This is a genomic window from Faecalibacterium sp. I4-1-79, from assembly GCF_023347235.1.
GTDB classification, from domain to species: domain Bacteria; phylum Bacillota; class Clostridia; order Oscillospirales; family Ruminococcaceae; genus Faecalibacterium; species Faecalibacterium tardum.
Map to the genome: position 1 here is coordinate 1,558,108 of NZ_CP094467.1, position 21,527 is coordinate 1,579,634.

21 protein-coding genes are annotated in these 21,527 nt (G+C 59.8%); all 21 read left to right on the forward strand.

The window, feature by feature from the left end; genetic code table 11:
• The 21 genes from mutL to MTP36_RS07720 all read left to right on the forward strand — a co-directional run bounded on the left by mutL (position 1) and on the right by MTP36_RS07720 (position 21,487).
• Positions 1-2,133, forward strand: a complete 2,133-nt coding sequence (gene mutL / locus MTP36_RS07620) for a DNA mismatch repair endonuclease MutL (RefSeq protein ID WP_249254346.1) — start codon at positions 1-3, stop codon at positions 2,131-2,133.
• Positions 2,117-3,067, forward strand: coding sequence for a tRNA (adenosine(37)-N6)-dimethylallyltransferase MiaA (miaA, locus tag MTP36_RS07625; protein ID WP_249254347.1), 951 nt, complete (start codon positions 2,117-2,119; stop codon positions 3,065-3,067). Before mutL ends, miaA begins: the two co-directional genes overlap by 17 nt.
• Before the next feature lie 5 nt (positions 3,068-3,072).
• Positions 3,073-4,386, forward strand: a complete 1,314-nt coding sequence (locus tag MTP36_RS07630) for an HlyD family efflux transporter periplasmic adaptor subunit (protein WP_249254348.1) — start codon at positions 3,073-3,075, stop codon at positions 4,384-4,386.
• A 109-nt stretch (positions 4,387-4,495) separates the two neighbouring features.
• The gene (locus tag MTP36_RS07635) at positions 4,496-4,963 is read left to right on the forward strand and encodes a cell division protein SepF (protein WP_055184243.1); all 468 of its coding nucleotides are present in this window, start codon (positions 4,496-4,498) and stop codon (positions 4,961-4,963) included.
• On the forward strand, positions 4,947-5,765 hold the full coding sequence (locus tag MTP36_RS07640) for a YlmH family RNA-binding protein (protein ID WP_249254349.1): 819 nt from the start codon (positions 4,947-4,949) through the stop codon (positions 5,763-5,765). The genes MTP36_RS07635 and MTP36_RS07640 overlap by 17 nt, the downstream gene beginning before the upstream one ends.
• A 21-nt stretch (positions 5,766-5,786) precedes the next feature.
• The gene (locus tag MTP36_RS07645; protein ID WP_249254350.1) at positions 5,787-6,626 is read left to right on the forward strand and encodes a DivIVA domain-containing protein; all 840 of its coding nucleotides are present in this window, start codon (positions 5,787-5,789) and stop codon (positions 6,624-6,626) included.
• A gap of 36 nt (positions 6,627-6,662) precedes the next feature.
• Positions 6,663-9,458: an isoleucine--tRNA ligase gene (ileS, locus tag MTP36_RS07650; protein ID WP_330220876.1), complete on the forward strand. Its 2,796-nt coding sequence runs from the start codon at positions 6,663-6,665 to the stop codon at positions 9,456-9,458.
• Between the two features lie 91 nt (positions 9,459-9,549).
• Positions 9,550-10,029: a signal peptidase II gene (gene lspA / locus MTP36_RS07655; protein ID WP_249254351.1), complete on the forward strand. Its 480-nt coding sequence runs from the start codon at positions 9,550-9,552 to the stop codon at positions 10,027-10,029.
• A 3-nt stretch (positions 10,030-10,032) separates the two neighbouring features.
• Positions 10,033-10,965, forward strand: a complete 933-nt coding sequence (locus tag MTP36_RS07660; protein ID WP_249254353.1) for an RluA family pseudouridine synthase — start codon at positions 10,033-10,035, stop codon at positions 10,963-10,965.
• On the forward strand, positions 10,962-11,789 hold the full coding sequence (locus MTP36_RS07665) for an HAD hydrolase family protein (protein WP_249254354.1): 828 nt from the start codon (positions 10,962-10,964) through the stop codon (positions 11,787-11,789). The genes MTP36_RS07660 and MTP36_RS07665 overlap by 4 nt, the downstream gene beginning before the upstream one ends.
• A gap of 81 nt (positions 11,790-11,870) precedes the next feature.
• Entirely contained in the window at positions 11,871-12,215 is a 345-nt protein-coding gene (locus MTP36_RS07670; RefSeq protein WP_249254356.1) for a ComEA family DNA-binding protein, read from the forward strand.
• 53 nt (positions 12,216-12,268) lie between these two features.
• On the forward strand, positions 12,269-14,662 hold the full coding sequence (ppk1, locus tag MTP36_RS07675; RefSeq protein ID WP_249254358.1) for a polyphosphate kinase 1: 2,394 nt from the start codon (positions 12,269-12,271) through the stop codon (positions 14,660-14,662).
• Between the two features lie 127 nt (positions 14,663-14,789).
• Positions 14,790-15,320: a M23 family metallopeptidase gene (locus MTP36_RS07680; protein ID WP_249254359.1), complete on the forward strand. Its 531-nt coding sequence runs from the start codon at positions 14,790-14,792 to the stop codon at positions 15,318-15,320.
• A complete protein-coding gene (locus MTP36_RS07685; protein ID WP_249254361.1) occupies positions 15,317-15,826 on the forward strand; it encodes a metalloprotease in 510 nt (169 codons plus the stop codon). The genes MTP36_RS07680 and MTP36_RS07685 overlap by 4 nt, the downstream gene beginning before the upstream one ends.
• A 37-nt stretch (positions 15,827-15,863) precedes the next feature.
• A complete protein-coding gene (locus tag MTP36_RS07690) occupies positions 15,864-17,723 on the forward strand; it encodes a TIGR03960 family B12-binding radical SAM protein (protein WP_055184265.1) in 1,860 nt (619 codons plus the stop codon).
• Positions 17,698-18,342, forward strand: a complete 645-nt coding sequence (locus MTP36_RS07695) for a TIGR03936 family radical SAM-associated protein (protein WP_117948051.1) — start codon at positions 17,698-17,700, stop codon at positions 18,340-18,342. Before MTP36_RS07690 ends, MTP36_RS07695 begins: the two co-directional genes overlap by 26 nt.
• 217 nt (positions 18,343-18,559) lie before the next feature.
• Positions 18,560-18,901, forward strand: coding sequence for a 50S ribosomal protein L19 (rplS, locus tag MTP36_RS07700; protein ID WP_015538550.1), 342 nt, complete (start codon positions 18,560-18,562; stop codon positions 18,899-18,901).
• Between the two features lie 105 nt (positions 18,902-19,006).
• Positions 19,007-19,558, forward strand: coding sequence for a signal peptidase I (lepB, locus tag MTP36_RS07705; RefSeq protein ID WP_055184269.1), 552 nt, complete (start codon positions 19,007-19,009; stop codon positions 19,556-19,558).
• Positions 19,555-20,478, forward strand: coding sequence for a ribosome biogenesis GTPase YlqF (gene ylqF / locus MTP36_RS07710; RefSeq protein WP_055184272.1), 924 nt, complete (start codon positions 19,555-19,557; stop codon positions 20,476-20,478). The genes lepB and ylqF overlap by 4 nt, the downstream gene beginning before the upstream one ends.
• A complete protein-coding gene (locus MTP36_RS07715; RefSeq protein ID WP_249254363.1) occupies positions 20,475-21,122 on the forward strand; it encodes a ribonuclease HII in 648 nt (215 codons plus the stop codon). Before ylqF ends, MTP36_RS07715 begins: the two co-directional genes overlap by 4 nt.
• A complete protein-coding gene (locus MTP36_RS07720) occupies positions 21,119-21,487 on the forward strand; it encodes a YraN family protein (RefSeq protein WP_249254365.1) in 369 nt (122 codons plus the stop codon). The genes MTP36_RS07715 and MTP36_RS07720 overlap by 4 nt, the downstream gene beginning before the upstream one ends.
• The last annotated feature ends 40 nt before the right edge of the window (positions 21,488-21,527 follow it).

Below are 21,527 nucleotides of genomic sequence, written 5' to 3' on the forward strand. Positions count from 1 at the left end.
ATGGCAGTCATCCATGTTCTGGATAAGCATACCGCTGAACTGATCGCCGCCGGTGAGGTGGTGGAGCGCCCTGCATCGGTGGTCAAGGAGCTTTTGGAAAACTCCATCGACGCCGGTGCAACGCAGGTCACCGTCAGCATTGAATCCGGCGGTGTAAAGCTGATCGAGATCAGCGATAACGGCACAGGCATTGATGCCGAGTATATCCCGACAGCCTTCATCCGCCACGCCACCAGCAAAATTGAAAAGCCGGATGACCTGAACAGCATCCATACACTGGGCTTCCGCGGCGAGGCACTGGCCTCTATTGCCAGCGTAGCGCGGGTAGAGCTGCTCACCCGCACCGAGGTGGACGAGTTTGCCACCTGCTACCGCATCGCCGGCGGCGAGGAGCAGGGCAGGGAGCCTGCCGCCCGTGCTGTGGGCACCACCATCCGGGTGCAGGACCTGTTCTACAACACCCCCGCCCGCATGAAGTTCCTCAAAAAGGACTCCAGCGAGGGCACCTTTGTGGCAGATAACGTGGGTCATGTGGCGCTCAGCCACCCGGAGGTCAGTGTCAAGTTCATCCGAGAGGGCAAGTTGCAATACGTCACCCCCGGCGATGGCCAGCTGCGCAGCGCCGCCTACGCGGTGCTGGGGCGAGAGTTCAGCCGCGACCTCATCGAGGTGCACTTGGAGGAAGGGCTGTACCGGGTCACCGGTCTGATCACCCCACCCAAGAGCTGCCGTGCCAGCCGTAGTATGCAGCATTTCTACATCAATGGCCGCTATGTGCGCAACCGCACCATCATGGCGGGCATGGAAATGGCCTTCAAGGGTACTACCATGCAGGGCAAGTTCCCGGGCGGCATCCTGCTGCTGGAAATGCCCACCGACCTTGTGGACGTCAATGTCCACCCTGCAAAGATCGAAGCTCGCTTTGCCCGGGAAAACGACGTGTTCGATGTCATTTATCATGCGGTCAAGCTGGCGCTGGCACAGCCCGGCACCGGGGAACGACGCTTCACCTTTGAAGCAGACGAAAAAGAGCAAACTGAAAAAGAAAACGATACTCAGAGTGAAAATACTGTAAAGAATAATCACTTTACAGGACTTTCCGCCGTCATTCCGGGGCAAGCGGCCCCCGGCACACTGCCTGCGCAGTATTGGCAGGCATCCGCGCCGCAGCGCTCCGCCGATGCACCGGTGAAAACCCCTGCTTTTACGGCAGATAACCCGCCGGTACAGTCCGCACAGCCTGCCCGCGCGGCGGCTGCGCCCTCGTGGCGGCAGTCTAGCCCCGCAGAGGATATTCTGGACCCGGTGGTCACCCTCCACAGCCCGGAAAAACTGGATGCAACCGAAGTCCAGCCCGCACCGCAGCCCTTCCGGGCAGCCGCTGCTGAGACACAGCTGGATGTGCACCCGGAGACGGACGCCGCAGCCGACCCGCCGCTGGATCACATGGTGGCATGGAACACCATGCCCGCCGCCCCGGAGATCGAAGCCGCAACGGCGCCCTATCAGCCGGAGGAGTCCGCGCAGCCGGAACAGCTGGGCTTTGATGTGCCGCAGGGGGAAGAACCGCTGCGCTATGTGGGCGAAGTATTCCGTACCTATATTCTTGCCGAGCGGGGAGACGAGCTGTGTCTGATCGATAAGCACGCTGCCCACGAGCGTCAGCTGTACGAAAAGCTTGCCGCCAACTACGGCAATGTGCCCAGCCAGCTGCTGCTGCAGCCCGCCGCCATCGACCTTTCCGCAGAGGAAAAGCAGGCGCTGCTGGAAAACCAGCCCCTGCTGGAAAACGCCGGGCTGGACGTGGCCGACTTTGGCGGCAGCACCGTGCTGCTGCGCGCCGTGCCTGCGGACGTAGAACCGCAAAACGCCGAGGACCTGCTGGTAGAGATCGCCGACCGCTTGCTCAAGGGCAGCCGGGACGCGCTGAACGAGCACACCGAGTGGGTGCTGCACTCCATCTCCTGTCGCGCCGCCATCAAGGCAGGGGACAAGTCCTCTCCGCAGGAGCTGATGGCACTGGCCGAGAAGATCCTCTCCGGCGAGGTGCCGCCCTTCTGCCCCCATGGCCGTCCCTGCGTGCTCAAGCTTACCCGAAAGGAGTTGGAAAAGCAGTTTGGACGCATCGTGTAATGCAAAACCTGCCGTGGTGGCTGTGGTAGGCCCCACCGCCACCGGCAAGACCGCGCTGGGCGTTGCGCTGGCGCAGCAGTTCTCCGGCGAGGTCATCAGTGCCGACTCCATGCAGATCTACAAAGGTCTGGATGTGGGCACCGCTAAGGTCACCCCGCAGGAGACCTGCGGCATTCCGCACCACGGCGTGGATATCCTCACCCCGGAAAAGACCTTCAGCGTGGCAGATTTTACCGCGCTGGCAGGGGAGTATATTCAGGATATCACCGGCCGGGGGCATTTGCCGCTGCTGGTAGGCGGTACCGGCCTATATGTGCAGAGCCTTTTGTACGGCGTGCGTTTTACCGCCGAAAAAGCCCCGGACGGCCTGCGCGAGCAGCTGACCGCAGAGTTGGAAGCCATCGGCCCGGAGGCCATGTACGCAAAACTGCAAGCCGTGGACCCGGAAGCCGCCGCTACCATCCACCCCAATAATAAGGTACGGGTGCTGCGGGCGCTGGAGCACTACCGCGCCACCGGCAAGCGTCTCAGCGAACAAAAGGCCGATTCGCTGCCGCCGGAGCGCCCCTACCGCAGCCTTGTGCTGGGACTGGACTTCCCGGAGCGTGCAGCGCTGTACCGCCGCATCGACCTGCGAGTGGATAAAATGCTGGAGGCCGGGCTTTTAGCCGAAGCGGAATACGTCTGGCGCAACCGCGAAACCTTCCGCACCGCCGCACAGGCCATCGGCTATAAAGAATTTTTCCCGTATTTCGAACAGACCGCCGCGCTGGATGCCTGTACTGAAAAACTCAAACAGGCCTCCCGCAACTACGCCAAGCGCCAGCTGACATGGTTCCGCCACATGGACGGGGTCACATGGCTGGACGCCGGAGCGGCAGACGTGCGGCAGACTGCCCTGCGTCTGACCCAAGACTTTTTATCGAAAGGATGATCCTTATGCCGGAAACTCCTCAGGAACCGCGCCACAAGCTCTCTGCGCTTACCACGCTGGCGGTCGTGCTGGCCACCTTTTTGCTGGCGGCGGCAGCGTATGTCTGCTGGCAGGCGGCGCACATCCTTTTCCCCCAGAACGTCTACGAAACGGCGCTGCCTATCACCATCTCCGATACCATTGAAGCGGACGGCGTGCTGCTGTTTGACGAAACCTGCATTTCCGGCAGCGGCAATCTGGGCTACCTTGTCTTGGACGGCGAGCGGGTGTCGGCAGGCACTGCCGTTGCAGAGCTGTACACCGATGCCAATCAGGCAGTGCTGCGCCAGCAGCTGACCCAGCTCACCAGCCAGATCGACCTGTTGCAGCGCTCCCAGAACACCGCAGCCACCCAGCTGGACGGCTTGCTCAAAGAGCGCTCCGGCGCACTGTACGATCTGCTGGATGCGCTGGACACCGACCGCTACAGCGATGTGGACAGCAGCGCCGATGCTTACCTGCTGGCGCAGAACAAGCTGTGGATCACCACCGGCGATACCGCCGGCTTTGCGGATCAGATCGCGCTGCTTGCCCAGCAGGCACAGACCGTGCAGGGCCAGCTGGGCAACCCCACTCAGATCACCGCCCCCACCACCGGCTACTTTGTCCGGGCCGCCAGCAGCGGACGGCTGAATGCCGGTGCTGCGGACATTCTGGCACAGAGCCCGGAGCAGCTCAAGGCTTATCTGGACTCCGACCCCGAGATGCCGCTGGACGGCTGTGTAGGCAAGCTGGTAGCCGGGTTCAGCTGGCAGTACGCCGGGGTGTGCTCCGCAAAGCAGGCCGAAAAGCTGCTGGGCTCGGACGGTAAGCCCCTGCGCACGGCAGTGGAGATCAGCTTTCCCGGCCAGAGCGATGCCGCTCTGCGCGCCACCGTCACCGAGGTGACCATTGACGCAGAAAAGGATATTGCCCGCTTTGTGCTGCGCTGCAACTCCATCAACGGCGATGTGCTGTGCCTCAACCACGCCCGCGCCCGTATCAGCACCAGCGAGAGCACCGGTCTGCGGGTGCCTGCCGCAGCAGTGCACTACCTGAAAGAGGACGGCACCGAGGCTGAGACGCAGGGCGAAAACTATATCCCCGGCGTGTATGTCAAGTACGGCAACATCGCCCGCTTCTGCAAGATCGACCCCGTGGATGCCGACCATCCGCTGGTCACGGAAGAGGATTACATCCTTGTTTTGCCCAAGGGAACGGACGGTTCCGTCAGTCAGGTAAGGCTTTATGACGAAATAGTTGTCTCGGGACAAAATTTATATGACGGAAAACTTTTGTAGTTATTGACATCTGCTGAAAAAAATCAGATAATAGTAAAAGCTATTTGCATTCTTTTTGCAAAGAACGCCAGGCAGCCGGGCGCTGCCCGAATGAAAGGAGCAGATAATTATGTCTTTGCTGGATAGCATTAAAAAGGGTCTGATGGGCGAAGGGGACGAGTACGAGGATCAGTACATCGATGACGGCCCCCAGATGGTGAACAACAACAACAGCGGCGTTGGCATCGGGATGGATGAAGAGACCGAAGAGCCTGCCGAGGGCACCAGCAAAAAGAACAAGGTGGTCAACATCCATGCTACCACCCAGCTCAAGGTGGTTCTGGTCAAGCCCGAGCGGTTCGAGGATGCCAGTACCATTGCCGACCATCTGAACAACAAGCGTACCGTGGTGCTGAATCTGGAGTCCACCAACAAGGAGGTCTCCCGCCGTCTGGTAGACTTTTTGTCCGGCGTGGCCTATGCCAACAACGGCCAGATCAAGCGCGTAGCCAACAGCACCTTTATCATTACCCCGTACAACGTGGATATCATGGGCGATCTGCTGGACGAGCTGGAGAACAATGGCGCATTCTATTGATCCGGCAGCCGGCGCGGTGCGGGGCTTTGTACCCGCCCGCAACGATGAGGAACGCTACCTCATGCGGCATATCGAGGATCTTGCCGATGCGGCTTTTTCCCGCGGCATAGCCCGGTACTCCGCATTTCTCAGTGACCGGGAACAGGATCTTGCCCGGGCGGCACTGGGGCGTGCCGGTGTGCGGGACGGCTGGCGTTTTGACGGCGGATGGCCCGAGGCTGAGCGCCGGGTGCTCCGTCTGGAGCCAGAGTACAGCTACGGCGAGTGTCCGGTGCGCTGCGTACAGCTGCAATGCCGGGCACTGCCCGGTGCGGCGCTTCCAGCGCACAAGGACTATCTGGGCAGCCTGATGGGGCTTGCCCTCAAGCGCGAGGCGCTGGGGGATATCCTGTTGCCTGCCGATGCGCCGGGCACAGCCTATGTGTTCGCGCTGGAACCGGCGGCAAAGCTCATCTGCCGGGAGCTGTGTCAGGCGGGACGCACCGAGGTGTCCACCCGCCTGCTGGAACCGGACGAGATCCCGGCTTTCCCGGCACCGGAGCGGCAGCTGCTCACCGCTACTGTGTCCTCCCTGCGGCTGGACGCGGTGCTTTCTGCCATGCTGCACGTCAGCCGCGGCACCGCTGCGGAGCTGATCGAGGCGGGCAGGGTAGAGATCAACCATCTGCCGGTAGAAAAGCCCCATGCCCCCGTATACGAGCAGGATGTGTTCACTGTGCGCGGCAAAGGTCGCTTCCGGCTGACTGCATTGCCCGGGAAAAGTAAAAAAGATCGTTCGATCATTGAGTTCTTTCAATATTAAAAGCTATGGGAGGAAATGACTATGCTGACTCCGCAGGATGTCCGCTCTGTACAATTTGAAAAAAACCTCCGCGGCTACCGTACAGAGGACGTGGACCGTTTTCTGGACAAGGTCGAGGAGCAGCTGCAGCAGAACGATGCGCAGGCAGAGCAGCTGCGCAAGCAGATCGCTGATCTGACCGCAGAGAATCAGAAGCTCAAGGGCGAGCTGCAAAGCTTTGAGGCTGACGGTGATATGCTCAAGAGCGCGCTGATCAACGCCCAGCGCATGGGCGAAAACGTGATCCGCGAAGCAAACCAGAAGGCCGAGGAGATCATCCACCGTGCAAACCTGCGGGGCGATGATATCATCCGCGACGCCAACGAGCTGCTGCAAAAGGCAAGCGACCGCGCAGACGAGATCGAGAACGAGGCCAACGAGAAGCGTCTGGCTGAGGAGCGGGAGTACGACCGCGTCCGTCTGGAGGTCACCCGCTTCAAGGCGGATGTGCTCAATTTGTACCGCAGCCATGTGGAGTCTTTGAGCCGTCTGCCGGAGTTCCAGAAGGAAACCAAGGACGCTGAAAAGGACGCCCCCGCACAGGACGCAGAGCCTGCGCAGGAAGCTGCCGAAGAGCAGCCCGCCGCACAGCCCGAGACTGCCCCCGCAGCCGATGCCGCAGCAGCCCCGGCACAGCAGCCTGCCGAGCCGACCGAAACCACCGAACCTGCCGCCCCTGCCGATGACGACAAGGCGGCTGACAGCAGCGAGGATTTCTGGGCAAAGGACGAAAGCCAGCTCAAGCTGGACCCGCCTCCTGCTGATATGAAGCCGGACGAGCCGGACTACGACGCTTTTCAGGGCGTAAAGTTCAGCGAGTAAGGCACCCAACGCAAAAATAGAGGAGAGTGTAAACCATTGGCTAAGAACAAATCGCAGTACGACAGCACGTTGAATCTGCCCAAGACCCTGTTTGAGATGCGCGCCGGTCTGCCCAAAAAGGAACCGGTCATGCTCAAGGATTGGGACGACAACGACCTGTACAACCAGCTCATGAAGCACAACGAGGGCAAGCCCCAGTTCATTCTGCACGACGGCCCTCCGTATGCAAACGGCAACATCCACATGGGCACCGCCCTGAACAAGATCATCAAGGATATCATCATCCGCGAAAAGAACATGGAGGGCTATCAGGCTCCCTATGTGCCCGGTTTTGATACCCATGGCCTGCCCATTGAGCTGAAGGCTCTGTCCTCGGTGGGTGACAAAAAGAAGGACATCTCCAAGCTGGAGCTGCGCCAGATCTGTGAAAAGTTTGCCACCGAGCATATCGACATCATGAGCGACCAGTTCAAGCGTCTGGGCGTCATCGGTGACTTCGAGCACCCCTACCTGACCCTGAAGCCGGAGTTTGAGGCGCGTCAGATCGAGATCTTCGGCGAGATGGCCAAGAAGGGCTACATCTACAAGGGCCTCAAGCCCGTGTACTGGTGCCCGGACTGCCGCACCGCGCTGGCAGAAGCCGAGATCGAGTACGGCGAGGACGACTGCGATTCCATCTTTGTGCGCTTCCACGTTTCGCAGGACCCCAACGGTGTGCTGGCAAAGTACGGCATCCCCATGGATAAGACCTACTTCGTCATCTGGACCACCACCACCTGGACCCTGCCCGCCAACGAGGCCATCTGCCTGAACGGTCAGTTCGAGTACTCCTTTGTCAAGATCGGCGAGGAGTACCACATCATGGCGACCGATCGGGTCAAGAGCGTCATGGACGCCTGCCACATCGAGAACTACGAGATCGTGGGCGAGCCCGTTTCCGGCGCTGAGTTCGAGCTGATGCGCTATAACCACGTCTACCTGCCCAAGGAGGGCTGGGTCATTCTGGGCGACCACGTCACACTGGAAAGCGGTTCCGGCTGCGTTCATACCGCAGGCGGTCACGGCGTGGACGACTTCAACGTCTGCCAGAAGTATCCGCAGGTGCCCATCACCGTGCCCGTGGATGACGGTGGCTATCTGACCGATCTGGCCGGCAAGTACGCCGGGCAGCGCGTGTGGGCAGCCAACAAGACCATTCTGGCCGACCTGACTGCCTCCGGCGCTGTGATGGGTCAGGTGCACATCAAGCATCAGTACCCCCACTGCTGGCGCTGCCATCATCCCATCATCTTCCGCGCCACCGAGCAGTGGTTCTGCTCTATTGCCAAGTTCCGCGAGGACGTGTACAAGGCCATTGATACCGTCACATGGATGCCGGATTGGGGTCACGACCGCATGACCGGCATGGTGCGCGACCGCAACGACTGGTGCATCAGCCGCCAGCGCACTTGGGGCGTGCCCATCCCCGCCTTCTACTGCAAGAAGTGCGGCACCTACCACATCACCGATGCTACCATCAAGGCTGTCAGCGCCCTGTTCCGCAAGGAAGGCTCTGACGCATGGTATAAGTACGATGCCGAGCAGATCATCCCCGCAGGCGAAGTGTGCGAAAAGTGCGGCGCTTCCGAGTGGGAGAAGGACACCGACATCATGGACGTCTGGTTCGACTCCGGCTCCACCCACGCCGCCGTGCTGGACGAGCGTCCCGAGCTGCGTTTCCCCGCCGATATGTATATGGAAGGCGGCGACCAGTTCCGCGGCTGGTTCCAGTCCAGCCTGTTGACCAGCGTTGCAAGCAAGGGCTGCGCACCCTATAAGTCCGTGCTGTGCCACGGCTGGGTCGTGGACGAGCAGGGCAAGCAGATGCACAAGAGCGCCGGCAACGGCGTGGAGCCCAGCGAGATCATCAAGGACTACGGCGCAGATATCATCCGTCTGTGGGTGGCTTCTTCCGACTACACCGTGGACGTGCGCGCCGGTAAGAACATCTTCAAGCAGCTCAGCGAGGCTTACCGCAAGATCCGCAACACCGCCCGCTTCATTCTGGGCAATCTGGACGGCTTTGACCCCAACACCGATTGTGTGGCAGACGACCAGCTGCAGGATATCGACCGCTGGGCACTGGCTGCGCTGGATGACCTGATCGTCAACACCAACGCAGGCTACGCTGTGTACGACTTCAACAAGGTCTACCATGCCGTGTATAACTTCTGCGTGGTGGCTATGTCCAACTTCTATCTGGACGTCACCAAGGATCGTCTGTACTGCACCAACGGCGCAGCCCGCAAGGCCGCCCAGACTACCATGTACAAGATCCTTGTTGCTTTGGATAAGATCATTGCCCCCATCCTGTGCTTCACCAGTCAGGAGATCTGGGACTTCATGCCCAAGACCGAGGGCATGAACAAGTATGTGGTGTTCGAGCAGATGCCCAAGGCTGGCCAGTATGCCGCCGACGATGCCTTCAAGGCAAAGTGGGCACAGCTCATCGCCGTGCGCGACGAGGTCAAGAAGGTGCTGGAGCAGGCCCGTGCGGAAAAGCTCATCGGCGCTTCTCTGGAAGCTTCCGTCACCCTGTACTGCAACGATGCCGTCTATGACCTGCTGAACAGCATCCCCATGGACGAGCTGGCCGACCTGATGATCGTCTCCCATGTGGAGCTGGTCAAGGGTGAGGGCGGCGCTGCCAGCGCTGTCGAGGGCTTGGGCGTTGCAGCTGCACACGCCACCGGCGACAAGTGCGAGCGCTGCTGGAAGTACTCTGCTTCCATCGGCAGCCACCCTGCACACCCCACTCTGTGCGCACGCTGCGCCAGCGTTGTGGAAGCATAAGCGTCCCGCATAAATACAAATCTGTTTTGTAAAAGGGCGGCGCTCCCTTGACCGGGGAGCGCCGTTTTTTATAGCAGAAACGAGGTAGCTAATGGCATTTGTACTCTTCAATCTGGCGGCTGTGGCGGCACTGGTCGGCATCGACCAGCTGATCAAACTGTGGGCGGTGCAGGTTTTGCAGCCGGTAGGCGCTATGCCGCTCATCCCCCATGTGGTGGAGCTGCGGTTCGTGCTCAATCAGGGCATGGCCTTCAGCCTGCTCAGTGGCAAGCAGCTGTTCCTGATCATCGCCACAAGCGCGGCGCTGCTGGCGGTCGCCTACGGCCTGTTTTTCCGCAGCCGCGGCAAGCGTTTGCAGCAGGCAGCGCTGGTGCTGGTGCTGGGCGGCGGCATCGGCAACCTGATCGACCGTGTGCTCAACGGCGAGGTAGTGGACTACATCAACCTGCTGTTCATGCGCTTTGCTGTGTTCAATTTTGCGGATATCTGTGTTTGCGTGGGCGTGGCACTGTGGGTGCTGGTGATCTTTCTGGATGAGCTCCATGCCGATGATGTCGCCAAGGAGCAGTAAATCATGGAACAGCGTGAATTTATCGTAGAGCAGGAGACTGCCGGGCAGCGCATCGACCGCTTTCTCAGCGGCGAGGACACCGGCCTGTCCCGCTCGGCGCTGCAAGCACTGGTGGCCGAGGGGCATGTGCAGTGCAACGGCAAAACCGTTGCCAAAAGCCTGAAGCTCAAGGCAGGGGACACCGTACTGCTGGAGATCCCGGACGCAAAGCCCATCGAGGCCGTGCCGCAGAATATCCCGCTGGACATCGTCTACGAGGACTCCCATCTGCTGGTGGTCAACAAGCCCAAGGGCATGGTGGTGCACCCCGCGCCCGGCAACCCGGACGGCACGCTGGTCAATGCCCTGCTGTGGCACTGCAAGGGCAGTCTTTCCGGTATTGGCGGCGAGATCCGCCCCGGCATCGTCCACCGCATTGATAAGGACACCAGCGGCCTGCTGGTGGTGGCAAAGGACGACGCCACCCACATCGGGCTTTCCCAGCAGATGGCGGTGCACAGCGTAGAGCGCGCCTACCAGACGGTGGTCTACGGCGGCTTTACGCAGGACGAGGGCTTTGTGGAAGCAAACCTTGGCCGCAGCAAGACCGACCGCAAAAAAATGGCGGTCTACCCGGCCACCGAGCCCCACACCAAGTACGCCTACACCGGCTATAAGGTGCTGGAGCGGCTGGGCGAGTTCACCCTGCTGGAATGTCGCCTAAAGACCGGCCGCACCCATCAGATCCGCGTACACATGGCCTCCATCCACCATCCGGTGGCGGGAGATCCGGTGTACGGCCCTCACAACTGCATCACCAGCCTCCACGGTCAGTGCCTGCACGCCAAAACGCTGGGCTTTATCCACCCCATTACCGGGGAGCAGCTGCGGTTCGATTCCGAACTGCCGGACTACTTTACCCATTTTCTCGCAACTCTCAGGAGGAAAAACACATGAACGATTCTCTGGCATCCACTCTGGTGCTCTGTGATCTGGATAACCTGCTGCTGGGCGAGGATGGCAATCTGACCCAAGTGGTGCGGGACGTTTTGCAGCTGTTCAGCAGCCGCGGCGGCAGACTGACTGTTTTTTCGCAGCGCTCTCCGCGTGCCGTGCGCTCCATTTTGGGCAGCGTGCGTCTGGCAGCGCCTGCGCTGGTGTGCGGCGGCACCATGGCTTACCACTATGCCGATGGCAACCGGGTGCCCCTGTGCAGCTTTGCCCAGCAGCAGGAGCTTTTTGCCTGCCTGCCGGATACCCCTGGCGTGGGCGTTGCCGTGCAGATGCAGGATGGCACCACCCGGGTGCTGCGCATGAGCAATGCGCTGGAGCGCCATCTGCGGCAGGAGTGGACCCCCTATCTGCTGGCAAACGCCGCTGATATCCACCCCGAGCAGGTGCTGCGGGTGCTGTTGTATCAGGACAGCAAGTCTGTGCCCCTGATCTCGCTGGCGGAAAAGGCCATTGGGGATCGTGTTGCCCTGCTGGGCGAACGTATCGCCCCGGACACCCTTGTCCTTACCCCTAAGCGCATCTCCGGCCGGGAAATGCTGGACACCGTCTGCACCATGGCGCAGGTGGGTGCAGAGCAGGTTCTGGTGCTGGCTGGCAGTCAGCCCATGCTGGAGCTGGTGCAGGCTGTAGAGCACAGCGCTGTTGCCGCCGATGCCCCGGCAGAGCTGCGCCTTGCCGCCAGGCAGATCACCCTGACGGATGCCGCCGGTGGCGCTGCCGTGGAGGTTTTGTACCGCATGGTGCGTGCTGCTGAAAAATCCGTGTAAAACTTATGCAAAGTCCTCTGTGAATTTTCCGCAGAGGGCTTTCTTTTTGGCAAAAAATCAGGTAGAATGGGAGAAGAAACTATGCCGGACAAAAAGCGCCGCGAAAGGCTGTTTCTGCTGCTGTGCCTTGCCGTCGCAGGGGCCTGCGCAGGGTTGGCATTTCGCTTCGCAGTGCCGTTGCGGTCGCAAAAGCCGCAGACACTGCCGGACACAAAGGAACTGGCAGCGTACACACAGGTGGAGCTGAACACAGCCGATGCGGATGCTTTGTGCACCCTGCCCGGTGTCGGCCCACGCAATGCTCAGGCTATACTGGACTACCGGGCGCAGTATGGCCCGTTTGCACAGGTGAAGGATGCCGCGCAGGTGCCGGGCATTACCCAAGCAATGGTGGATTCATGGGCAGGGCAGGCGTATGTCCGCTAGGGCGTAGCCCGCTTGCTGCCTTGGTCAAAGAGGAAATACGGAGATATATTGTTATGAGTGACGAATCGATCTTTATCAACCGCGAACTGAGCTGGCTGGATTTCAACCGCCGCGTTCTGGCGCTGGGCAAGGACAAGAACGTCCCGCTGGGCGAACGGATCAAGTTTCTGGCAATTTACGGCTCCAATCTGGACGAGTTTTTCATGGTGCGCGTGGGCTCCTTGCAGGAGCGCGCAAACCTTGAGCAGAGCAAGACCAAAAAGGAAAAGCGGGAAAACAAGACCAATATGACCGCCGCCGAGCAGCTGGCCGCCATTATGCCCAAAACGGCGCAGCTGCAAGAGGAATGCGATAAATTCTACGCAAAGGCGCTGGAAAATCTGGCGGAGAACGGCTACCATAAGGTGGATTTCGACCACCTGACCAAGGAGGAAGAGCATCTCTGGAAAAAATACTTCCAGTCGGAGCTGTTCCCCATCCTCAGCCCGCAGATCGTGGATAACCGCCATCCGTTTCCGTTTTTGCGCAATAAGGAGATCTATCTTGGTGTGCTTCTCAAGGAAAAGCATACGCAGGAGCAAAGTCTTGGCATCGTGCCTATCTCCAGCCAGATGGAGCGGATGCACTTTATCAAAAAGGACGGCGCTGTGCAGTTTGCACTCACCGAAGAGCTGGTGCTGCACTATGCGTCCAGCATCTTCGGCAAGGATTCTATTCAGGAAAAATGTCTGTTCCGGGTCACCCGCAACGCGGATATCGATGTAAAAGAGGGCATGATGGATCACGATATTGATTATCGCGAGATCATGACCGAGCTGCTCCGACGCCGCCGCAAGCTGGCGGCTGTCCGTTTGCAGATCACCCCCGCCCCGGCACCGGAGGTGGAGCGGCTGCTGTGCAGCCGTCTGGAGCTGACCCGCAAGCGGGTGTTCTTGCAAAAGAGCCCGCTGGACCTGAGCTTCTTCTTCAAGCTTTCCGGCCGCATGGAGGCCGAGGGGCACCCGGCGCTGTTCTACACTCCCGCACGCCCCATGCTGCCGCCGCCGGATTATGATCTGGCCACTGAGGTGCAGAAGCATGACGTGCTGCTCAGCTACCCGTACCAGTCCATCCGCCCCTTTATCGCCATGCTCAAAAAGGCCGCACAGGACCCGGACGTCATCTCTATCAAGATGACCCTCTACCGCATGGCGCGGGAGTCCCAGATCGTGCAGGCGCTGATGGAAGCAGCCGAAAACGGCAAGGAAGTGGTGGCGCTGGTAGAGCTGCGCGCCCGCTTTGACGAGCAGAACAACATCGACTGGTCCAAGCAGCTGGAAAGCGCCGGCTGCACCGTCATCTACGGCTTCGAGGATTATAAGGTGCACTCCAAGCTGACCCTCATCACCCGCAAGGGCGCAGAGGGCTACTCCTATATCACCCAGATCGGTACCGGCAACTACAACGAAAAAACCAGCGAGCTGTATACCGATTATTCCTTCATCACCGCAGACGAGCGCATTGGTGAGGAAGCCTCCAAGGTGTTCCGCAATCTGGCCGTGCAGCAGCTCACTGAGGAAAGCGACAAGATGCTGGTGGCCCCACTGCGCTTCAAGAGCGTGCTGCTGGACGAGATGGATCACGTCATCGCTGCCGCCCGCATGGGTCGCCCGGCTTCCATGATCCTGAAAAATAACTCCATCAGCGACCGGGACATCATCCTGAAATTGCAGGAGGCCAGCTGCGCCGGGGTGCGCATTGATATGATCGTGCGCGGCATCTGCTGCGTGCGCGCAGAGGTGCCCGGCAAAACCGAGAACCTGCACATCCGCAGTCTGGTGGGACGGTATCTTGAGCATGGCCGTATTTACAGCTTCTTCGATGGCACCCATACCCGCATTTATATTGCCTCCGGTGACTTCCTCACCCGCAATACCGAGTGCCGCGTGGAGGTGGGCGTCCGGGTGGAGGACCCCGTTCTGGTGCAAAAGCTCACCGATATCCTTCAGCTGCAGCTGCGGGATAACGTCAACGCCCGGGTCATGGATGCCAGCGGCAGCTATCAGAAGGTAAAGCCCGCCGAGGGTGAGCCACTGGTCAACAGCCAGATGGGCATGTACGAGCTGCTGCGCAACGACTGGCAGCGCACCGAGCCGTGGAAGTGCACCACCCCTGCGCCTGAAGCAGAAAAACCGGCGGCAGTCTGTCAGGAAGTCACTGTGGAACAGCTGAAGCAGGAGCTACCCCATGTGTTCCAGCCTGCACCGGAAAAGGCCGAGAAGGCCGCCCCGGCGGCACAGCAGTCCGACCACTACGAGGCGCTGGAGCAGATGCTGAACAATAAGCCCCGCGCTGCGCAGCCCGCCCCCAAAGCTCCGGCTGCACCCCGCCCGGCTGTAAAGCCTGTTGTCATCGCACCCAAGAAAAAGAGCCTGCTGGAACGCATCGGGAGCTTTTTCCGGCGCTGATCTGTAAAATCATGTAAACCAAAAACAGAGCTGCTGCGCAGAAATTTGTGCGGCGGCTCTGTTTTTTTGTTTGTGTTCTCCTGCCTGCCGCTTGTGCATACACTTTTCAGGATAGGGGGGACAGCGTATGCGGGCAAAACGGAGCGGACAGGCAGCAAAAATACGCAGACGGCGGTGGGGCGTTGTGGCGCTGGTGCTGGCAGGACTGGCACTCTGCCTGCTGGCTGCACTACCGGTGCAGGCCGCGCGGAATACGAAAAAGTACTGTTTTCCGCTGGATACTGCGGTGTGGCGCATCTCGGATGCCTACGGCACGCGAACAGATCCCTTTACCGGAAAGTCTGCACTTCATCAGGGCGTCGACCTTGCCTGTGCGGCGGGTACAGCGGTGCGGGCGGTGCAGGGCGGGGTAGTGACCGCAGCGGCATACAGCCCAAGCTACGGCAACCATCTGCGCATCCTGCACCCGGATGGCTGCGAGACCCGCTATGCGCACCTGCAATACCTCTACGTACGCCCGGGAGAGGTGGTACAGGCCGGGCAGACGCTGGGCACAGTGGGGCAGACAGGGCGCGCCACCGGTGCGCACCTGCATCTGGAGCTGTGGCGGCAGGGCACTGCCTGCGACCCCGCCGCCCTGCTGGAGAATGCCCCATGAACCGGGTACGGGCCGGGAAGCTTATATTCCGGGACCCTGTGCTGCTGTGCGGCGTGGTATATCTGCTGCTCTACTTTGATGCCAGCGGCTTTCTGCGTCTGGGGCTGCTGGCGGCTATTCTGCACGAGCTGGGGCACATTTTTGTCTACTGCATCCAGCAAAGGCATCTGCCGGTCATCGAGGTGACCATGACCGGCTTTTGTATGCACACAGCAGGGGAGAGGCTTTCCCCGCGCCAGTGGCTCGTGCTTGCCGCCGCCGGGCCTGCGGTCAATTTTTTGCTTGCCGGGGTGTGGGCACTGCGCCTTTCACAGACCACTACCATCCGCGGCAGCGCGTTCTGGGCGGCGAATCTGCTGACGGGGCTGTTCAATCTGCTGCCGGTGCCGCCGCTGGACGGTGCACAGATGGCAGCGTGTGCAGGGGCGCTGTGGCAGCAAAAACACGGAAAGTATGCACAAACCGCTGGAAACGATTGCAAAACCGGCACATTTGGGGTAAAATAAAAAGAACGCAAAAAACGGATTGTTTATGGAGGACCCGATGTTTGATCCCAAACTGAAAGAAGCGCTGGGACGGGTGCAGAAGCCCGGCCGCTATACCGGCGGCGAGCCCGGCAGTATCTATAAAGAAAAGGACAAGGTGGATGTGCGCTTTGCCTTCTGCTTCCCGGATACCTACGAGGTGGGAATGTCCTTTCTGGGCGAAAAGATCCTGTACGAGCTGCTCAACAGCCACGAAAACTGGTGGTGTGAGCGCGCCTTTATGCCTTGGCTGGATATGAAGGCCGAGATGGAGCGCCTGCAGCTGCCGCTGTATACCATGGAGAGCAAAGACCCCCTCACGGCCTTTGATGCTGTGGGCTTTACCTTGCAGTACGAGCTTTCCTACACCAATATCCTTGCCATGCTGGACTTGGCAGGCATCCCGTTCTACTCCAAAGACCGTGATGACCGCTGGCCGCTGATCGTAGCGGGCGGCCCCTGCGCCTGCAATGCGGAGCCTATTGCGGATTTCTTTGATGTCATCCAGCTGGGTGAGGGCGAAAACCAGCTGCCCGCCATCTGCGCCGAGATCGAAAAGGCCAAAAAAGAGGGCATCTCCAAAAAGCAGCTGCTGCTCAACATTGCAAAGATCCCGGGCGTGTACATCCCGGCTTTCTACGATGTCACCTACCACGAGGACGGCAGAGTAAAGGCTATCACCCCCAACGAGCCGGGCATCCCCGCACGCATCACGAAGGCCATCATCAAGGATCTGAACCAGTTTGCCCCGCCCACCAACTTTGTGGTGCCCATGGTAGGTGCTATTCAGGATCGCGCCAGCATCGAGGTGCTGCGCGGCTGCGTGCGCGGCTGCCGGTTCTGTCAGGCGGGCTTCTTGTACCGCCCCATGCGCCAGCGCGATGCCAGTTTGCTGAACAAGGCAGCACAGGATCTGTGTGCCAACACCGGCTACGAGGAACTGAGCCTTTCCAGCCTTTCCACCTCTGACCACGGTCAGCTGGAAGAACTGCTGGACGATCTGAACGAGTGGGCACCCAAGGAGCACGTCAGCCTGTCGCTGCCCTCCCTGCGCGTGGACAACTTCTCTCAGAGCCTCATTGAAAAAACCACCAAGGTGCGCAAGAGCGGCCTGACCTTTGCTGCCGAGGCCGGTACCCAGCGCCTGCGCAATGTCATCAACAAAAACGTCACTTGGGACGAGATCGAAAAGACCTGTACCATCGCCTTTAACGCAGGCTATACCTCGGTCAAGCTCTACTTCATGATGGGTCTGCCCACCGAGACCATGGAGGATATCGAAGGCATTGCCGAGACTGCCCAGAAGGTGGTAGACCTCTACTATAAAAACACGAACCATGCCAAGGGACGCGGCGTGCAGGTGACTATCAGCTGTGCCTGCTTTGTGCCCAAGCCCCACACCCCCTTCCAGTTCGTGCCCATGGATACCGCCGAGACCCTGCAGGCCAAGCAGAAGCACCTGCTGGAAAGCGTGCACAGCCGCAAGATCAAGGTGAACTACCACGACAGCACCACCAGCTTCCTTGAGGGTGTGTTCGCCAAGGGCGACCGCCGCCTTGCCCCGGTCATCGTGGAGGCTTATAAGCGTGGCTGCTACTTCGATGGCTGGGAAGAGTGCTTCAAGTACGATACATGGATGCAGACCTTTGCGGATCTGGGCATCGACCCCGCCTTCTACTGCCAGCGCCCCATCGCACTGGACGAGGTGACCCCGTGGTCTCACATGGACTACGGCATCACCCACGAGTATCTGGTGCGGGAGTACAACAAGGCTCTGGCCGCCCAGACCACCCCGCCCTGCAACCGTGCCTGCAACGCCTGCGGCGCGAACCATCTGTTAGGAGGTCCCTGCTTTGATTACAGTCAGAATCTCGTTTGAAAAGAAAAATGAAGCCTCCTATATCTCCCTGCTGGATCTGCAGCGGGTGATGCAGCGGGTGCTCAAGCGCAGCGGTCTGCCGGTGTGGCATACGCTTGGCTTTAACCCCCATATCTACATGACCTTTGCCTGCCCGCTCTCGCTGGGACAGGAGAGCGAGTGCGAGTGCGTGGACGTTAAGACCGAGGCCGAAGCTCCGGATTTTGCCCAGTGGCAAACTGCGCTCAACGCCATTATGCCCGCCGGTATCCACGTTACCCGTGTGGCTCCGGTGGAGATGAAGGCGGACAGCATCGCCTTTGCCTGCTACCGCATCAGCTACCCGGCGGCTGCCGCTGCGGTGCTGGAGCAGTATAACGCGCTGGAGACAGCCCCTGTGGAAAAGCACAGCAAGCGCGGCAAAAAGATCGTGAACCTTAAAGAGCATATCCCGCAGCTTAGCTATACTGTATTGGGGGACACCGTGCAACTGGAACTTTGCCTGCCCGCTGCGCAGGAACTGAACCTGAACCCCTCGCTGCTTACCGGTTTTCTGGAAGAAAAGTTCGGCCTGCCCGCCGCAAGTGCCAACATTCTGCGCACCAAGTTTTTGACGGCAGACCGGCAGCTGTTTGTCTAAAGCTGCGCAAAAGTCCGTCTATCAGGCAAAACAGAAAATTTTTGCAAGATTTTTCGCTAAATTGCTTGCATTCAAGCCGGTTTTGTGCTATCCTATTAGGGCGTTAGTGTCCGCTGAGACCACAGCGGGGTTAATGACAAGTATTTATCATTAAACGGGCGGTCCTCTGGCGGCTATGCCGTGCATGAACGTCTAAAAACAAATGGAGGATTCAAAAATGGACGCACTGAAGATTATTTCTGAAGGCAGCATCAAGGCTGAAAAGCCTCAGTTCAACGTTGGCGATACCGTCCGCGTTGATGTTCGTATCAAGGACGGCGACCGTGAGCGCATTCAGGCCTTCGAGGGCACTGTCATCGCTAAGAAGCACGGCGGCGTTGCAGAGACCTTCACCGTTCGCCGCGTGGCTTACGGTGTCGGCATCGAGCGTGTCTTCCCCGTCAACAGCCCCTTCGTTGAGAAGGTCACTGTTGTCCGCAAGGGCAAGGTTCGCCGCGCAAAGCTGTTCTATCTGCGTGGCCGTACGGGCAAGGCTGCCAAGGTCAAGAGCGATATTTGATCATCCCCGATTTGAAACCGGGAGAAAAGGGACAACTTGTTGTCCCTTTTTTCTTTTTCAAAGCCCGGGTGTATCATAAAATCAAGAAAGGCTGGTGGCTAAGCTATGGAAAAACAGCAGCAGTCTGCCCCCGCAGTGCGCGGGCAGGGCATACTGGAATGGTACGAGGCGCTCATCTCCGCAGCGCTGGTGCTGGTACTGATCTTTTCGTTTTTCTTCCGCATCATTCAGGTGGATGGGCGTTCCATGGTGCCCACCCTGACCCACGGCGATAAGCTTATCGTCTGGGCGGCAGGCTACACCCCGCAGCGGGGCGATGTGGTCATCGTGGACAGCTACACCGTCTACGGTAAACCGCTGGTTAAACGGATCATCGCCAAGGGCGGCGACACCATCAGCATCGACTACGACGCCGGTACGGTCACGGTGAACGGCGAGCTTTTGCAGGAGGACTACATTGCAGCCCCCACTTACTTGGGCTACGATGTGCAGTTTCCGTTCACGGTGCCTGAGGGCACTCTGTTTGTGATGGGGGACAACCGCAACGAATCGCTGGACAGCCGCTCCTCTTATGTCGGCTGCATTGACGAGCGTGATATTCTGGGCAAGGTACTGCTGTGCTTTATGCCCTTTACAGATTTTGGGGTGGTAAAATGAACGAAATGGATACCCGGTTTGCAAACCAGTACAATATTCAGTGGTTCCCGGGCCACATGACCAAGACCCTGCGCATGATGGAGCAGGAGATCCAGCATGTTGATGCCAGCCTTGTGCTGCTGGACGCGCGCATCCCGCTTTCCAGCCTGAATCCGGAGATTGAGCGCATCACCGACCGCAAGCCCAAGCTCTATGCGCTGAACAAGGCCGACCTTGCCGACCCGGCAGTGACCGAGGAGTGGATCCGCTACTTCCACGCCGCAGATGCGGGCTGTGTGGCCATCAGCGCCAAGCAGAAGGGCGGCGCAAACGCCGTGAAGGTGGCTATTGAAAAGGAGCTTTCCGGTCTGCTGGAGCGCCGCCAGAACCGCGGCATGGGCGGTGCCAAAACGCAGGTAATGCTGTGCGGCATCCCCAATGTGGGCAAATCCACCTTTATCAACACCTTTGCAGGCTCTGCCCGCGCCAAGGCGGCAGACCGCCCCGGCGTGACCAAGGGCAAGCAGTGGGTCAGCACCGAAAAGTTCGACCTGCTGGATATGCCCGGCGTGCTGTGGAAAAAGTTCGATTCCAAGACCATCGCCTCTAATCTGGCCTTCATCGGCTCCATCAAGGACGACATTCTGGATGTGGAAGAGCTGGCCATGAACCTGCTGGACGAGGTGCGCCGCAACTATCCCGACCTTGTGGCACAGCGCTACAAGCTGGATGCCGAAACGCTGGCGCTGCCGCCCTATGAGCTGCTGGAGGCCATCGGCCGCAAGCGTGGGTTGCTGGTGCGCGGCGGCGAGGTGAACACCGAGCGCTGCGCCATCATGCTGGTGGACGAGTTCCGCGCCTGCAAGTGGGGTCGCATCTCGCTGGAGCGCCCGCCGCAGCGGGACGATCTGGCCGACTTTGCCGGGGAGAACGAGGAATGAAGCGCCGCTCGGATGAAGAAATCTCGGCTCCGCTGTACGCCTTTGATGCCGAGGTGCGCAGCCAGTACGGCTGCTTTGCCGGTGTGGACGAGGCCGGGCGCGGCCCGCTTTGCGGTCCTGTGTGCGTAGCGGCCTGTATTCTGGACCCGGAAAACCCGGTGTACGGCATCAACGATTCCAAAAAGCTGACCGAGAAAAAGCGCGAAGCACTGTTTGACGAGATCTGCGAAAAAGCGCTGGCCTACCGCATCATCTTTGTGGGGCCGGAGGTCATCGACCGGGAAAACATCCTGAACGCCACCATGGGCGGGATGCAGCAGGCGGTGGAAGAGCTGGACATCGTGCCCAATCTGGTGCTGGTGGACGGCAACCGCACCCCCGCAGGCTTGCAGATCTCGGCACAGCCGGTGGTCAAGGGCGATGCAACCAGCGCCAGCATCGGCGCGGCCTCAGTGCTGGCCAAGGTCAGCCGTGACCGCTATATGCTGGAGCTGGACAAGCAGTACCCGCAATATCAGCTGGCAAAGCACAAGGGCTACCCCACAAAGCTGCATTACGAGCTGATCGCGCAGTACGGCATCCAGCCGTTCTACCGCCGCAGCTTCCTTAAAAAGCAGGGCTACTGGCCGGAGAGCGGCAAATGAACCGCGCCGAGATCGGCCGCAGGGGAGAAGCTGCCGCTGCCCGCTGGTATCAGAAGCAGGGCGCGCAGCTGTTGGCACATAACTATCATACCCGCATGGGAGAGCTGGATCTTGTGCTGCGGGAGCCGGACGGCACCATCGTCATCTGCGAGGTAAAGACCCGCAGCCAAGGGATGCTGCAACGGCCCGCTGCCGCCGTAGACCCGGCCAAGCAGCACCGGCTGATCTGCGCTGCGCAAAAGTATTTGCAGCAGACCGGCCAAAGCGAAGAGCCGGTGCGTTTTGACGTTGCAGAGGTAGTTCCTCTTGACAGCGGGCGCTGGATGGTACATATTATAAAGGGTGCCTTTCTCTGCGAACCTTAGGCAGAAACCGTGGCACCGGTGGGAAGTATGCGGCAGAACG

Excerpts from the sequence above, each read along its gene's own strand:
- mutL (WP_249254346.1), top strand. The coding sequence starts at position 1 with ATGGCAGTCATCCATGTTCTGGATAAGCATACCGCTGAACTGATCGCC.
- MTP36_RS07630 (WP_249254348.1), top strand. The coding sequence starts at position 3,073 with ATGCCGGAAACTCCTCAGGAACCGCGCCACAAGCTCTCTGCGCTTACC.
- MTP36_RS07635 (WP_055184243.1), top strand. The coding sequence starts at position 4,496 with ATGTCTTTGCTGGATAGCATTAAAAAGGGTCTGATGGGCGAAGGGGAC.
- MTP36_RS07640 (WP_249254349.1), top strand. The coding sequence starts at position 4,947 with ATGGCGCATTCTATTGATCCGGCAGCCGGCGCGGTGCGGGGCTTTGTA.
- MTP36_RS07645 (WP_249254350.1), top strand. The coding sequence starts at position 5,787 with ATGCTGACTCCGCAGGATGTCCGCTCTGTACAATTTGAAAAAAACCTC.
- lspA (WP_249254351.1), top strand. The coding sequence starts at position 9,550 with ATGGCATTTGTACTCTTCAATCTGGCGGCTGTGGCGGCACTGGTCGGC.
- MTP36_RS07660 (WP_249254353.1), top strand. The coding sequence starts at position 10,033 with ATGGAACAGCGTGAATTTATCGTAGAGCAGGAGACTGCCGGGCAGCGC.
- MTP36_RS07665 (WP_249254354.1), top strand. The coding sequence starts at position 10,962 with ATGAACGATTCTCTGGCATCCACTCTGGTGCTCTGTGATCTGGATAAC.
- MTP36_RS07670 (WP_249254356.1), top strand. The coding sequence starts at position 11,871 with ATGCCGGACAAAAAGCGCCGCGAAAGGCTGTTTCTGCTGCTGTGCCTT.
- ppk1 (WP_249254358.1), top strand. The coding sequence starts at position 12,269 with ATGAGTGACGAATCGATCTTTATCAACCGCGAACTGAGCTGGCTGGAT.
- MTP36_RS07680 (WP_249254359.1), top strand. The coding sequence starts at position 14,790 with ATGCGGGCAAAACGGAGCGGACAGGCAGCAAAAATACGCAGACGGCGG.
- MTP36_RS07685 (WP_249254361.1), top strand. The coding sequence starts at position 15,317 with ATGAACCGGGTACGGGCCGGGAAGCTTATATTCCGGGACCCTGTGCTG.
- MTP36_RS07690 (WP_055184265.1), top strand. The coding sequence starts at position 15,864 with ATGTTTGATCCCAAACTGAAAGAAGCGCTGGGACGGGTGCAGAAGCCC.
- rplS (WP_015538550.1), top strand. The coding sequence starts at position 18,560 with ATGGACGCACTGAAGATTATTTCTGAAGGCAGCATCAAGGCTGAAAAG.
- lepB (WP_055184269.1), top strand. The coding sequence starts at position 19,007 with ATGGAAAAACAGCAGCAGTCTGCCCCCGCAGTGCGCGGGCAGGGCATA.
- ylqF (WP_055184272.1), top strand. The coding sequence starts at position 19,555 with ATGAACGAAATGGATACCCGGTTTGCAAACCAGTACAATATTCAGTGG.
- MTP36_RS07715 (WP_249254363.1), top strand. The coding sequence starts at position 20,475 with ATGAAGCGCCGCTCGGATGAAGAAATCTCGGCTCCGCTGTACGCCTTT.
- MTP36_RS07720 (WP_249254365.1), top strand. The coding sequence starts at position 21,119 with ATGAACCGCGCCGAGATCGGCCGCAGGGGAGAAGCTGCCGCTGCCCGC.